Here is a 13,579-nt window from a genome sequence, read left to right on the forward strand (position 1 = left end):
ATGAGCAAGAACGCACAATGGCTTACGCTGATCGTCATCGCCGGAATCTTTGGCGCCTTCCTGGGCCCCACGCTCGCGCATCATCTGTCGCTCGGCACGATGACGCTGCTCGCGGTCGTCGTGTTCGGCGCGATCATCGCCTATTGCCTGTGGGCGCTGTCGAACAACAAGGGCGCCGCGAAGGCCGATGACATGCTGCAGGCCGACGCCCGCGCGATGCGGGCGCCCGAGGGCAAGGCGCGCATCTATGTCACGCGCCGCGGCTTCGTCGGTTCGATGCAGGGCATGGACGTCACGCTCGACGAGGGCGCGCGCGGCCAGATCAAGTCGGGGCAGATGCTGATGGCCGATGTCGCGCCGGGTTCGCACCGGATCGCGGTCGCGACCGCGAAGGCAAGCCTCGCCAAGCCCGCCGACATCGCTGTCGAGGTCGGCGCCGGCGAGGTCGCCGTGATCGACGCGATGCTCGAAATGGGCGCGCTGAAAGGCTCGATCAAGCTGTCGCGACTCGACGCCGCCAAAGCGCGCGAAAATGTCGATGCGACGAAGCTGATGCTCTGGGCGGTCCCGCCGGCCTGACGCCCCTTTCGAGGGGCTAGCGCTCCTCCCGAAAGACGCTACACCCTCCCTTCATGAACAACGCGACCCTTTTCGCCATCGGCGTCTATTTCGTGCTGATGCTGGGCATCGGCGTCTACGCCTGGCGCAAGTCGACCTCCGACAGCAGCGAATATCTCCTGAGCGGCCGCAGCCTCGGCCCCGCGGTGACCGCGCTCGCGGCGGGCGCCTCGGACATGTCGGGATGGCTGATGCTCGGGCTTCCGGGCGCGCTCTATGTGTCGGGCCTCGCCGAAAGCTGGATCGCGATCGGCCTGTTCATCGGCGCCTGGATCAACTGGCTGATCGTCGCGCCGCGGCTCCGCGCGCAAACCGAAAGCTATGGCGACGCGCTGACGATCCCCGAATATCTGGGCAACCGGTTCGAGGACCGACGCCACCTGCTGCGCCTCGTCGCGAGCGTGGTCATCGTCGTCTTCTTCGCGATCTACAGCGCCTCGGGCCTCGTCGCGGGGGGCAAGCTGTTCCAGACCGCCTTCGGCTTCGACTATCATGCCGGGCTGTGGATCACCGCGACCGTCGTGGTCGCCTATGTCGTGCTCGGCGGCTTCCTCGCGGTCAGCCTGACCGATTTCGTGCAGGGCACGATCATGATGCTGGCGCTGATCGTCGTGCCGGTCGCGGCGCTGCTGGGATTGCCCGAGGGAAGCAGCGCCGGCGCGATCCTGCGCGGGATCGATCCCAATATGACGAGCCTGTTCGGCGGAACCACCGCGCTCGCCATCGTCTCGGCCGCCGCCTGGGGGCTCGGCTATTTCGGGCAGCCGCACATCATCGTGCGCTTCATGGCGATCCGGTCGGTAAAGGATATTCCGACTGCACGGCGCATCGGCATGACGTGGATGGGGATTTCGCTCGTCGGCGCGATCGCGGTGGGTCTGGTCGGCCGCGCCTTTGCCGAGAGCAACGGAATGGCCGTGTCGGACCCCGAGACGATCTTCATCCTGCTCGGTGAGACGCTGTTCCACCCGCTCCTCTTCGGCTTCCTCCTGTCGGCGATCCTCGCGGCGATCATGAGCACGATTTCGGCGCAGCTTCTCGTCACCGGATCGTCTCTGACCGAGGATTTCTATCGCCTCTTCGTCCGCCGCGAGGCCGGCGAGCGCGAGATCGTGACGGTCGGCCGCCTGTCGGTCGTCGCGGTGGCGGCAATTGCGATGCTGCTCGCGCAAAATCCCGACGGCAGCGTGCTCAAGCTCGTCAGCCACGCCTGGGCGGGCTTCGGCGCCGCCTTCGGCCCGCTGATCCTGCTCGCGTTGACCTGGCGACGGATGACGCTCGCGGGCGCGCTGGCGGGCATGATCACCGGCGCCGCCGTGGTGATGCTGTGGATCGACCGCGGCTGGGATACGGCGGTCTACGAACTCCTCCCCGGCTTCGCCGCCGCGACGCTCGCCATCCTGATCGTCAGCCTCGCGACCAAGCCGCCGCAGGCGGAGACTCAGGGAATCGCGTAAGTCACATTCGCCTGCCCGACGGGCTTTTCCGCATCGTCGGTCCAGATGCGGACATCCATCACCGCAAGCCGCTTGCCGAGGCGCAGCATATGCGCGTCGGCGAAGAGCGGGCCCGGGCGGCAGGGGCGCAGGAACTGATAGTTGAGCGCGCTTGTCACCGCCATTGCGACCGGGCCGATATGCGCGAGGACGAGCGCATAGGCGGCCATGTCGGCAAAGCCCATCTGCGTCGGGCCCGAGATCAGCCCGCCGGGGCGCAGCGCCTTGTCGTCGGGGTCGAGGCGCGCCCGAACATGGCCGGGCGCGGCGGAGACCACCCGCCCGCGCGAACCGGGCCTGGAATGCGGAAAAGCCTCCGCCATGAAAGCGTTGAGCGCGTCCGCATCCATGCGGATCGCGCCCGACGAAATCGGAACCGCATCCCCCGCCATGCCGGTCAGCGCGACAGCTTCTTGTAGGTCGTCGCGTGCGGACGCGTCGCGCCTTCGCCGAGGCGGCGGATCTTGTCCTCCTCATAGGATTCGAAATTGCCCTCGAACCATTCGACATGGCTGTCGCCCTCGAAGGCGAGGATGTGCGTCGCGAGGCGGTCGAGGAAGAAGCGGTCGTGGCTGATGACCACCGCGCAGCCCGCGAAGTTTTCCAATGCTTCCTCGAGCGCCGCGAGCGTTTCGGTGTCGAGGTCGTTGGTCGGTTCGTCGAGCAGCAGCACATTGCCGCCGGCCTTCAGCATCTTCGCCATATGGACGCGGTTGCGTTCGCCGCCCGAAAGCTGGCCGACCTTCTTCTGCTGGTCGGTGCCCTTGAAGTTGAACGCGCCCACATAAGCGCGCGTCTGCATCTCGTGCTTGCCGATCGTCATCATGTCGTGACCGCCCGAGATTTCCTCCCAGACGTTCTTGTTGGGGTCGAGCGCGTCGCGGCTCTGGTCGACATAGCCGAGGCGCACCGTGTCGCCGATCGCGACCGAACCGCTGTCGGGCTGCTCCTGCCCCGTGATCAGCTTGAACAGGGTCGACTTGCCCGCGCCGTTCGGTCCGATGACGCCGACGATGCCGCCCGGGGGCAGCGTGAAGGACAGATCCTCGAACAGCAGCTTGTCGCCATAGGCCTTCGAGATGCCCGACACTTCGATCACCTTGCCGCCGAGGCGTTCGGGAACCTGGATGACGATCTGCGCCTTGCCGGGCGCGCGGTTTTCCTGCGCTTCGACGAGCTGATCGAAGCTCTTGATACGCGCCTTCGACTTGGCCTGGCGCGCCTTGGGGCTTTGCCGGATCCATTCGAGCTCGTCCTTGATCGCCTTCTGGCGCCCTTGGTCCTCGCGCGCTTCCTGTTCGAGGCGCTTGCCCTTCTTTTCGAGATAGGTCGAATAATTGCCTTCGTAGACGAAATAGCGGCCGCGATCGAGTTCGAGGATCCAGTTCACGACATTGTCGAGGAAATAGCGATCGTGGGTGACGAGGATGACGTTGCCCGGATAATCGACGAGATGCTTTTCGAGCCACGCGACACTTTCGGCGTCGAGGTGGTTGGTGGGTTCGTCGAGCAGCAGGATCGACGGCTTTTCCAGCAGCAAGCGGGTGAGCGCGATGCGGCGCTTCTCGCCACCCGACAGATTCTCGACGCTCCAGTCGCCCGGCGGACAGCGGAGGGCCTCCATCGCGATTTCGAGCTGGTTGTCGAGCGTCCAGCCGTCGACCGCGTCGATCTTTTCCTGGAGCTCGCCCATTTCGGTCATCAGCGCGTCGAAATCGGCGTCTTCCGGCGGGTCGGCCATCAGCGCGCTGATCTCGTTGAAGCGATCGAGCATGTCGGCGACGGGGCGGACGCCGTCCATGACATTCTCCTTCACCGTCTTCGCGGGGTCGAGCTGCGGTTCCTGCGCCAGATAGCCGACGGTGATCCCCTCGCCCGGCCAGGCTTCGCCGGTGAAATCCTTGTCGATCCCCGCCATGATCTTCATCAGGGTCGATTTACCGGTGCCGTTCGGGCCGACGATGCCGATCTTCGCATCGGGGTAGAATTGCAGGTTGATGTTGTTCAGCGTCGGCTTCTGCGCGCCGGGATAGGTCTTCGAAAGACCCTTCATCACGAAACTATATTGGGCGGCCATGGAAATGCTCCGAAAGCTGGCGGACCGCGCGGGTTCGCGGCGGTCGGGAGAGAAGAGGGAATCGAGCGCCGGTTAGCGAATGGGCGCCCGCTTGGCAATCGACGCTTGCCCCGCGCGGCGCTTGCTGGCTAGGACGGCGCGCATGATACAGCATCGCCCCCTCGCCCGCCTGGTCGGACTCGCCGCCGCCAGCCTTGCCGCCACCAGCGCCTTCGCCTTCCAGCAGACGAGCGCCGCCGACCTTGCCCAGCAGGGAGACGATCCCGCCTGGGCGATCACCGAAGGGCTGACGACCGAGATTGGTCCGCGTCCCGCCGGCAGCGACCGCGAGGCCGCGGCGCGCAAATGGGCGGTCGCCACGCTTCAGAAAATGGGCTTCGCCAACGTACGCGAGGAACCCTATCAGATGCCGGTCTGGCAGCGCGGTGAGGAGAACGCGTGGCTGACCGGCCCCTTCATGCCGCAGCCGCTCGCGATCACCGCGCTCGGCAACAGCGCCTCGACCGGCGACAAGGGCATCGAGGGCGAGGTCGCCTATTTCGGCAGCTTCGACGCGCTCGTGGCCGCAGCTGACAGCGCGATCAAAGGCAAGATCGTCTTCATCGACAACCAGATGGAGCCGACGCAGGACGGCAGCGGTTACGGGCTTTACGGCCGCGGCCGCTTCATGGGACCGAGCGTCGCCGCCAAGAAGGGCGCGATCGGCATCGTCATCCGCTCGATCGGCACCGACAATCACCGCAACCCGCACGCGGGGGTGACCAATTTCGCCGACGGCGTGACGCCGATCCCCGCCGGGGCGATCTCCAACCCCGACGCCGATCAGCTCGTCCGCCAGCGTAGCCGCGCCACCAGCCCGCTCAGGATGAAGCTGCTGCTCACCCCCAAGATGATCGGCGAGCAGACCTCGGGCAACGTCATCGCCGAGGTGCCGGGCAGCGACCCCGCGGCGAGCCCGGTGATCATCGCCTGTCACCTCGACAGCTGGGACCTCGCCACCGGCGCGATCGACGACGCCGCGGGCTGCGGCATCATCGCCGCGGCGGCCAAGCATGTCATGACCGCCGGCCAGCCGCGCCGCACCATCCGCCTTCTGTGGGCGGGCGCCGAGGAGGTCGGGGTGTTCGGCGGCCAGGCCTATTTCGACGCGCACGGCAAGGAAAAGCACGCCGTCGCGCTCGAATCCGACTTCGGCGCCGATCGCGTCTGGCGAGTCGATTTCAAGCTGCCGGAAAGTGCGGCGGGCCTCCGGAAACGGATCGGCGCGGCGGTCGCCCCCTTCGGAGTCGTGACCGGACACGGCGACGCGCACGGTGGCGCCGATGTCGGCGCGCTGATCCAGGCGGGGACTCCCGCGGTCGATCTGCAGCAGGACGGCACCCGCTATTTCGATCTTCACCACACGCCCGACGACACGCTCGACAAGATCGACCCCGCACAATTGCGCCAGAATGTGGTGGTTTGGACCGCGACTCTGTCGCTGCTCGCCAACAGCAGCGATGGCGAATTGCCCTGAGGATTCAGGGGCGGCGGCGAAAATGACAGATTTCTGCCGCAGTGCACCATCTCAATTATTTTTGTTGACGATTCACGCGGAAGGACTAAATCCCGCCGCTCGCGGGACGGGAAAGTTTCCCCAGCGCGGAAAGGCATTTTAGGGAGCCCACACATCATGAAGAAGTTTGCTGCTATCGCCGTTGCCGCCAGCATGTTCGCCCTCGCCGCTTGCGGTGAGAAGGCTGCTGACGAAGCCACCACCACCGAAGCTCCGGCCGCCGACGCGACCGCTGAAGCCGGTGCCGACGCTGCCGCTGCCGGCGCTGACGCCGCCGCTGCTGGCGCCGAAGCTGCTGCCACCGGTGCTGACGCTGCTGCGACCGACGCCGCTGCTGCTCCGGCTGCTGCCGACGCTGCCGCTGCTCCGGCTGATGCCGCTGCCGCTCCGGCTGAAGAAAAGAAGTAAGTCACAGCCCCTCGGGGCAATGACCGAAACGAAAAGAGGCGGTCTTCCTTCGGGAAGGCCGCCTTTTTCGTATGTGCCGCCGCCCGCTTCGTTCAATGCGGGGCAAGCAGCGCCGCGATGAGCGCAAAGACGACGAACGCGACCAGACCGCCCATGAAGACGAGCTGGCGGCGGCGGGTCTTGAGGATGATCTCTCCCCCGCGCGCGTCGCGCGCCGGATAGACGGGCCCGCTGGCCTTGGGATGGTCGCGGCGTTCCATCGTCAGAGCATCGGATAGCTGAGGCCGTAATAGCCATAGATGGTGCGGCCGTAATCGTCGGTATATTCGGGCGCCTCCTCGCGCGCGTACCGCGGCGCATCCTTCAATTGTTCCTTCGCCAGGTCGACGACATAGCCGCCCTTGCCGGTGTCATAGGTCAGCATGTCCCACGGAATGGGATAATGGTCGCTGCCGAGCCCGAACAACCCGCCGAACTCCATGACGGCATATTCGCTTTTGCCCGACCTCTTGTCGATCATCACATTGGCGATCGTGCCGAGCCGGTCGTTCCCGGGATTGTAGACCGCGGTGCCTTCGACCTTGTCGGAAGCGATCAGGCGGCGGGTTTCGGTTTTTTCGAGTGTGTCGGTCATGGCTCCTTCTCCTTGCTGGGATGAGGGCGGCGCCACGGAGGTGGCACCGCCACCTTCCCCAGCAACGAGCGACAAGAGGGGGCGTTCCTCGATCCGTCGCGAAGCGGCCACGGCTACGCGATGCTTGACTCGGGCTCGATCCTGCCATCAACTGACGTCATGCTGATGCAGCGATCTGTATGCGACCTGATGCGCGGTCTGAGCGCCGCGCTCCTGCTGCTCGCGGCAACGCCCGCAGTCGCGCAGCAGACCGACGTGAGCCTCGCGACCGAAACCGACGGCACGCGGACGCTGGTTCATGAAATCACCGTCCCCGCGTCGCAGGAAGAGGTCTGGAAGGCGGTGGCCACCGTCGAGGGCTGGCGGACATGGGCGGTTCCGCTGGCGCGCGCGGTGCCGGACTCGCCGAATCGTTTCGAGACCGCGTACGACCCCGCCGCCGAACCGGGCTCGGCCTCCACGATCGAACAGCAATGGATCGAACGCGCGGCGCCCGATAGCGTCAGCTTCCGGACCACGCGCACGCCCGCCGGCTTTCCCCACGCCGACGCCTATGTCCGGGTGACCAGCCGCTTTCTTCTGACACCAGCCGGCGACGGAGCTACCCGCGTGCGGCTGACGGGAAGCGGCTATCCGGCGGGACCGGCGGGCGACGCGCTGATCGGCTTCTTCCGCGAAGGAAACCGCCTGTCGCTCCAGCAGCTCCACAAACGCTTCGCCGAGGGGCCGATCGACTGGACCGCTCCGAGGCCGTAGCGGCGGCGCCGCCTTCCGGCGGCACGACTTTCAAATAATAGGGAGAAATGGTCGGGGAGACAGGATTCGAACCTGCGACATCTTGCTCCCAAAGCAAGCGCGCTACCGGGCTGCGCCACTCCCCGAACCGCTGCAGCCCTTAGGTTTCACGCCCGCCGAGGGCAAGCGGAAAGCGACCCGCCGCGTCGCGGGTAGCGGCGCACGGAGCCGGGCCCCGTGCGCCCGGTCCCTTACCGGCAACGTCCGCCGCGGTCGATCTCGCGGCCGAGCAGCGCGCCGGCGGCCGCGCCGACGATCGTGCCCGGCGTGCGGTCGCCATAGCGGTCGACCTCGCGGCCGAGCAGCGCGCCCGCGGCGCCGCCGACGATCAGCCCGGTCGTGCCGCTCGACCGGCGGCAGCGATAGTGATCGCGCGACCGGTAATAGCGGCGACCGTCGCGATAATGGCTGCGGCGGTAATCGCGGCGGCCATCCCAGCGATCATGATCGCGGTCGTAATAAGAGGAGTGGCGGTGGTGCCGATCGCGCGCCTCCGCATCGGCGGGCAGCGCAGCCACCGCGCTGATGCCGATGAGCGCAGTCAGGGCCAGCTTCTTCATCGAAAACATCGTTCAGACCTTCCATCTTGCCCCCCGATCCAAATTAGGAGGCGCAAGATGGCGCTCCGGTGAATGCGCTGACAGGCGCGTGCCGTTCGCCGACGAGGAAGGGCGGCTCGTCGCGCCGCCGTCACCCCGCCGACGTCGCGATCAGCCGAGCGTAGAAATCGATCATCCGCTTGAAACTGTCGATCGCCATATGCTCGTTGGTGCCGTGGATCATCGCGGCTTCCTTCAGCGTGAAATGCATCGGCATGAAGCGGTAGACGTCCTCCGACACCGGCTCCATGCTGCGGCTGTCGGTGCCGGCGACGACAAGCGTCGGGGTGAGCACCGCGCCGGGGGCGTCGGCACGCGCCGCGGCGGCGATCCACTTCCAGCCCTGCGAGCTGGTGGAGGAGATGCGCGAAGGCTCGCGCGGCGGCTTGACCCAGGCGAGGTCGACCTTGGCGTCGCCGACCGCGCCCCGCGCCCGCGCCATCACATCCTTCGAGCTGTTCCACGGGGCGATGCGGTAGTTGATCAGCGCGCTCGCGGCTTGCGGCAGGACATTCTCCTTGGGGCTGCCCTCGAGCATGGTCGGCGCGATCGTCGTGTGGAAAGCGGCGGCGGTCGAAGACGACGCGGCGAGCTGGCGCTTCAGCAGCGGGCCGAACAGCCAGCGGTTGGCGACCGCCATCTTGGTGGTGCCGCCCTTCTTCGCGGCGAGCGCCTCGATCATCGACGCGCCGGGACCGCGCACCTCGAACGGAAAGGGCTTGTCGGCGATCGCGAGCACCGCCTTGGCGAGCGTGACGACGCCGGTTTCGGCGGGCGGCATCGAGCTGTGCCCGCCCGGCGCGTGCGCCGTCACCTTGAGCGTGCCATAGCCCTTCTCGCCGATCCCGATCATGATCGCGGGGCCGTCGATCACCGGCGTGTCGGTGAGGACGATGCTGCCCTCATCGATCGTGAAGATCGCCTTCACCCCCTCGGCCTTCAGCTTCGCCGCCGCGGCGATCGCGCCCGACCCGCCCGCCTCCTCATCGTGGCCCGAGACGAGATAGATGCTGCGCTTCGGCTGGAAACCCGCCTTGGCGAGCGCCTCGAGCGCCTCGAACAGGCCGATCAGCGACCCTTTGTCGTCGACCGTGCCCCTGCCCCACACCGCCTTTTCGGCGATCGTTCCGGCGAAGGGCGGGTATTTCCAGTCGCCCTCGGTCCCCTCGGTCACCGGGACGACGTCCTGATGCGCCATGACGATAATCGGCGCGAGCGAGGCGTCGCTGCCCGGCCAATGATAGACGAGCGTGCGGTTGGGCAGGATCGTGCGCGCCATCGCGTCATGCGCCGCGGGATAGGTCGCCGCGAGCCAGGCGTGGAGACGGTCCCATTCGGCGACGTCGTTGTCGGCGGCATCCTGATGCGAGATGGTCTTGATCTGCGCGGCGGCGCTCAGATGCGCGACGGCGGCCGACAGGTCATAAGGCGGCGCGGCGGCGAGCGTCACGTCGCTGCCGTCGGCGATGTCCTTCGGCGCGAAGGTCGCCGTCCGCACCGCGACCACGCCCGCGACTACAGCGAGCGCGGCCGCGCCCCCGATCAGGATCATCCGCTTCGCCGCCATTCCCGTCCTCCCCTTTGATTAGGACGCTAATGGAACGGCATCGAGAGTGCTTGGCAAGGAAATATCGCCGCGCAAGAGAAAGGGCGGCAGGATGACTCTGCCGCCCTCCTTGGCGATATACGCGAAAAGCGCGGGTTACGCCTGCGGTGCCGGGGCCGGTTCCTCGGCCGGGGCGGGAGCCGGCTGGTCCGTCGGCGCGGGCGCGGGCTCTTCGGTCGGCGCCGGAGCGGGGGCCGGCTGGTCGGTCGGAGCGGGCGCCGTGGTCGGCGCCGGTTCCTCGTCCGGCGCGGGCGCCGGGGCCGGTTCTTCGGTCGGAGCGGGAGTGGTCGTTTCCTGGGCAATGGCCGCAATCGGCGAAATCAGGAAGCTCGCCGCCACGGCGGACATAATCGCAATCTTACGCATGGTTACTCCTTTGCATAGGGCGATGGAGTCGACAGGAGAGCGCCCCCTTTCGCCGCAGGCCTGCCGTTCCCCGCAGACCTCGGGGCGCCAACGAGCCCGCTTCGTCCGAAGTTCCGTACTGCCGGGACGAGTGCATCCATTTGCGCGGCAGAGCGTTTTTTCGCGAACGGATCAACAGCATGGAAGCATCTCATGGCGATCGAATGCACGGCTTATCGCGACGACAAGGGCGGCCTCCACCCCACTCCGGAGCGGGCGACCCTCGCCGATCTGGCGGGTGTGCTCGGCCGCGTTGGTGAAGAAGGCGGCATGACTGCCGGGGTAGCGAAACTGATCTTCGAGAAGCGCGAAGATATCGAACGCGTCTTTGCCGAGCATGACCATATGGTCGCATCGACCGCCGGCGAAGAGGGCGAGTCCGGCGAGGTCGTCTCGCTGAAGGGAGCGGGCTGAGCGTGCGGGCCCACTGTGTCCCGCGAGGTATCGAACAAGGAATGGTGGGCCCGGCAGGACTCGAACCCGCAACCTAGCCGTTATGAGCGGCCAGCTCTAACCATTGAGCTACAGGCCCCCGAGGGGTCAGCGGGCGATAGCGGAGCCCGCGCCGCGTTGGCAAGCGGCTTCAAGCAGCGGACGGCTCAGCCCCCTCTGCCATCGCGATGATATCGGCCATAGTGGTCGGTTCGACGCCGCGGCGCGCCAGATGCCCGAGTACCACGTCCCACCAGCGATAGAATTGCTCCAGATCGGCGGTAGTCCGAACATACGGCGTATTCCCGGGCTGGAGCGACGGCGAATGGAAGGAGAAGTTGAGCACCGGCAGGCGCTGGTCGATCGCAATGTCGATCGCCTTCAGCGCGCGGTCGGCGGGAATGCCCTCGGGCGTCAGCGCGATACGCTCGACCAGGCCGAAGCGCGCGAGCGCAGCGCGCATGCCGCCATGCTCCATCCGGTGATAGATCGAGCGACCGGCTGCGCCGAGCAGGCCGCCGAAGACCGTCGTGACCGGCATTTCGAGCACCGCACCCGCACCCGTGCGCACCCACCAGGGATGGAGCGGCGCCTTGCGATAATCGGGGCCATGCCCCGCGCGATAATCGAAGCCCGAGCGCACCGAGGTGTCGCAGCGAAAGCCGAGTTCGGCGAGCATCGACGCGGTTTCGGGCCCTAGGCCGTAGCGACCGGCGCGATAGGCGAGCGGGGCCACCCCGAACCGGTCGCGGATGCCGTCGCGCAGCACCGCCATCTTCGCGCGCTGCAGCTCGCGCGGCAGATTGCCGGTATAGCTGTTGTGTGCGCTGACTTCCTCGTCGTGCGGCGGCGTGACCCAGGGATGGAGCTGCGCCCCGATCTCGCAGCGCCCCGCCCGCGCCGCCTCGCCCAGAATCGCGACCGCGCGATCGTCGGTCACGATCGGCCAATCGACGAGGTAGATGGGGCAGACGCCGGCGCGCCCGAAATAGGCCTGGCAGTCGGCGAGCACGGGAACCGAGCCGAGCGAATGGCCGGTGCGGCTGAACGGCGCCGACCAGTCGAAATCCTCTTCGGTGTCGATCGTCACCCAGAAACGCGGGCGCTCGCCCGCCGCCAGCCGAACCAGATCGGACGCCGCCGGAACATCGAACAAATTGCCCGCAGGCTGCACCGCGCTTTCCCCCTCGCCCCCGGAGCCGGTCGCCTAGTCGCCCTGCGACGCGTCTTTCTCCGTCTCCGCGGGGTTGGCCGAGGGAAGATGCAAGGTCAAGGCATTGTGTCCGATATCGAGCCGTCCGCCAGCCGCCCGCGCGAGGCTGTCGACGAGGCGAAGCGAAAAGCCGAGGCTGAGGATCGCCGCGCCCGGCGCTTCGCCTTCGGGGCTGTAGCCGGGGTCAAGCAGGTCGGCGGCGCTTGCGAAACGGATCGCCGCGGGGCGAACGATCCGAAGCTGCAGCATGTCGTCGTGCGCCGGCTCGGTCACCAGCTGGCCGACGAGCACTGCGCCGGATTCGCACACGTCGACCAGCGCGGTGACGAAGCGGCCGACCATGCGCCGCGCGTCGGCATCGCTCGTTCGGGCATGAAACGGGCCGCCGATGCGCGCGATGCTGACGTCGACCTGCTGATCGACGAGCAATCCGCCGAGGTCGCCTTCGACCTGGCTGACGACCGCGCCGATATCGGTCGTCCCGGTCGCGGTTTCGGGCGCCGGGCTCGCACTCGTCCGCGCGGCCGCCTCGAGATCGTCGATGATCGCCTGCACCGCCGCGGCGTCGGCGACGATGGTTTTGGCCATCCGCCGATAGGATTGGCTGACCGGGCCGAACATCTGCCCCGATATGATCTGGGCGAAACCCGAAATGGCGTTGAGCGGGCTGCGCAGCTCGTGGATCAGCTGGCGGATCGAATCACCCGACGCGTCGGCGGGAGCGCCGCGATAGGGCGTCTCGTTGCGGCGCGGCCGCCGCGCGCTGCCGCGATAGCCGCGGAACTGGCCGGTCGCGGGCTCGAACCAGGGCAAGGCCGAAAAGCGCCATTCGCCGGCCTCTTGCTCACCGCCTTCGAGGATCAACCGTGCGTTGATCATTTCGGCGCGCTGGCGGAATGCGCCGGCGGCGACGCCGTCGGCGCCGGGCTCGCCGCCAAAGGCCGCCTCTGCGATCGAGAGGCCGACGATCGCGCCGCGCGCGATGCCCTCGACCCAGTGGATGACGCCGTCGGGACCCGTTTCGAACAGGAAGCTCTCGCGCTCCTCGGGACGCGTTCCGTCCGGGGCCGCCGGGGGAGTGCCGAGCGGCTGGCCGCGGCTCGACTGGAACTTGTCGATCCGCCGCACCAGTTCGCTGATCTGGCTCGGCGCATTTTCCTCGCCGGCGCCGGCCTCTTCCGCCGCAATCGCAGGCTGCGGCAGCGCGACCGAGCCGCTGCCGAGCGCGGCGAGCGCGCGCTGCACCGATTCGGGCAGGTCGTCGCGCCCCGCGAGGACCGAGCGCGCCATGGGATTCGTCGCGGGCAGCACCGCGAGCCAGTCGGCTTCCGACAATCGCGCAGCCCCCAGCATCGCGACCGACACCGCGGGAACATCGTTGGCGTACAGCGCGACCAGCGGGGCGAAACGCCCGTGACGCGCCAGCGCGCGCGCGCAGTCGCGCCGCACCTTTTCGGGAACCTCGGGCCGCAGCACCGCCAGCGCGTGGAGCGCGCGACGAACATCGTCATCATCCAGTTGATTGCCGCGCTGCGCCAGAATATCGGAGAGCTGACGCCAGGCAGCGATGCTCGCCCGGCGGTCGGCCGGGGTCTGGCGCAAGATCGTTGCGATCATCGTGTCAGCAGTCACGCGGAGCCGGCCCCACACCCATCTTCGTTGGTTAGCGTAGGATTACCGGCTAGCGTGAATCATCCGGTCATGAAAGCGCGTTAACCCTGACGTCGCATTGTGGGACAAT

Annotated in this window: 15 protein-coding genes and 2 tRNA genes; 6 read left to right on the plus strand and 11 right to left on the minus strand. The window is 67.4% G+C overall.

Going from position 1 to position 13,579, the window contains the following annotated elements; genetic code table 11:
* Complete coding sequence (locus ACOTSS_RS09195; RefSeq protein ID WP_448691183.1) at positions 1-579, plus strand: DUF2846 domain-containing protein; 579 nt, start codon at positions 1-3, stop codon at positions 577-579.
* A 53-nt stretch (positions 580-632) separates the two neighbouring features.
* Positions 633-2,075: a sodium/proline symporter PutP gene (gene putP / locus ACOTSS_RS09200; protein ID WP_448691184.1), complete on the plus strand. Its 1,443-nt coding sequence runs from the start codon at positions 633-635 to the stop codon at positions 2,073-2,075.
* Here the strand turns inward: putP and ACOTSS_RS09205 are convergent.
* Together ACOTSS_RS09205 and ettA are read right to left on the minus strand one after the other, a co-directional pair.
* A complete protein-coding gene (locus ACOTSS_RS09205; protein ID WP_448691185.1) occupies positions 2,060-2,506 on the minus strand; it encodes a PaaI family thioesterase in 447 nt (148 codons plus the stop codon). The two genes, putP and ACOTSS_RS09205, sit on opposite strands and share 16 nt — an antisense overlap.
* A 5-nt stretch (positions 2,507-2,511) precedes the next feature.
* Positions 2,512-4,191 (minus strand): energy-dependent translational throttle protein EttA, encoded by a 1,680-nt coding sequence (gene ettA / locus ACOTSS_RS09210; protein ID WP_448691186.1) that lies wholly within the window; start codon positions 4,189-4,191, stop codon positions 2,512-2,514.
* 142 nt (positions 4,192-4,333) lie between these two features.
* On the opposite strand from ettA, the gene ACOTSS_RS09215 reads away from it, so the two are divergent.
* Positions 4,334-5,707 (plus strand): M28 family peptidase, encoded by a 1,374-nt coding sequence (locus tag ACOTSS_RS09215; protein WP_448691187.1) that lies wholly within the window; start codon positions 4,334-4,336, stop codon positions 5,705-5,707.
* Between the two features lie 156 nt (positions 5,708-5,863).
* Complete coding sequence (locus ACOTSS_RS09220) at positions 5,864-6,154, plus strand: hypothetical protein (RefSeq protein ID WP_448691188.1); 291 nt, start codon at positions 5,864-5,866, stop codon at positions 6,152-6,154.
* Between the two features lie 92 nt (positions 6,155-6,246).
* Here the strand turns inward: ACOTSS_RS09220 and ACOTSS_RS09225 are convergent, their stop codons facing one another.
* A complete protein-coding gene (locus ACOTSS_RS09225) occupies positions 6,247-6,414 on the minus strand; it encodes a hypothetical protein (RefSeq protein ID WP_448691189.1) in 168 nt (55 codons plus the stop codon).
* A gap of 2 nt (positions 6,415-6,416) precedes the next feature.
* Positions 6,417-6,788: a PRC-barrel domain-containing protein gene (locus ACOTSS_RS09230; protein ID WP_448691190.1), complete on the minus strand. Its 372-nt coding sequence runs from the start codon at positions 6,786-6,788 to the stop codon at positions 6,417-6,419.
* Between the two features lie 189 nt (positions 6,789-6,977).
* On the opposite strand from ACOTSS_RS09230, the gene ACOTSS_RS09235 reads away from it, so the two are divergent.
* Positions 6,978-7,544: an SRPBCC family protein gene (locus ACOTSS_RS09235; RefSeq protein WP_448691191.1), complete on the plus strand. Its 567-nt coding sequence runs from the start codon at positions 6,978-6,980 to the stop codon at positions 7,542-7,544.
* A gap of 48 nt (positions 7,545-7,592) precedes the next feature.
* Here ACOTSS_RS09235 and ACOTSS_RS09240 read toward each other — a convergent pair.
* The 4 genes from ACOTSS_RS09240 to ACOTSS_RS09255 form a co-directional block, all read right to left on the minus strand.
* Positions 7,593-7,669, minus strand: a tRNA-Pro gene (locus ACOTSS_RS09240).
* Positions 7,670-7,774: 105 nt separating this feature from the next.
* A complete protein-coding gene (locus ACOTSS_RS09245) occupies positions 7,775-8,143 on the minus strand; it encodes a glycine zipper 2TM domain-containing protein (protein ID WP_095389224.1) in 369 nt (122 codons plus the stop codon).
* Between the two features lie 130 nt (positions 8,144-8,273).
* Positions 8,274-9,749, minus strand: a complete 1,476-nt coding sequence (locus ACOTSS_RS09250; RefSeq protein ID WP_448691192.1) for a M20 family peptidase — start codon at positions 9,747-9,749, stop codon at positions 8,274-8,276.
* Positions 9,750-9,884: 135 nt separating this feature from the next.
* On the minus strand, positions 9,885-10,154 hold the full coding sequence (locus tag ACOTSS_RS09255) for a hypothetical protein (protein WP_448691193.1): 270 nt from the start codon (positions 10,152-10,154) through the stop codon (positions 9,885-9,887).
* Positions 10,155-10,346: 192 nt separating this feature from the next.
* Here ACOTSS_RS09255 and ACOTSS_RS09260 point away from each other — a divergent pair, with 192 nt between their 5' ends.
* Positions 10,347-10,607 carry a hypothetical protein gene (locus tag ACOTSS_RS09260; RefSeq protein ID WP_448691194.1) on the plus strand — a complete coding sequence of 87 codons (261 nt, stop codon included), beginning with the start codon at positions 10,347-10,349 and terminating at the stop codon, positions 10,605-10,607.
* Positions 10,608-10,649: 42 nt separating this feature from the next.
* On the opposite strand, the gene ACOTSS_RS09265 is transcribed toward ACOTSS_RS09260, so the two are convergent.
* From ACOTSS_RS09265 to ACOTSS_RS09275, 3 genes are all read right to left on the minus strand, one after another.
* A tRNA-Ile gene (locus tag ACOTSS_RS09265) sits at positions 10,650-10,725 on the minus strand.
* A 51-nt stretch (positions 10,726-10,776) separates the two neighbouring features.
* Complete coding sequence (locus ACOTSS_RS09270) at positions 10,777-11,799, minus strand: polysaccharide deacetylase family protein (protein WP_448691195.1); 1,023 nt, start codon at positions 11,797-11,799, stop codon at positions 10,777-10,779.
* A gap of 33 nt (positions 11,800-11,832) precedes the next feature.
* Positions 11,833-13,455, minus strand: coding sequence for a histidine kinase dimerization/phospho-acceptor domain-containing protein (locus ACOTSS_RS09275; protein WP_448691196.1), 1,623 nt, complete (start codon positions 13,453-13,455; stop codon positions 11,833-11,835).
* Positions 13,456-13,579 lie beyond the last annotated feature (124 nt).

The organism is Sphingopyxis sp. NJF-3, from assembly GCF_053514865.1.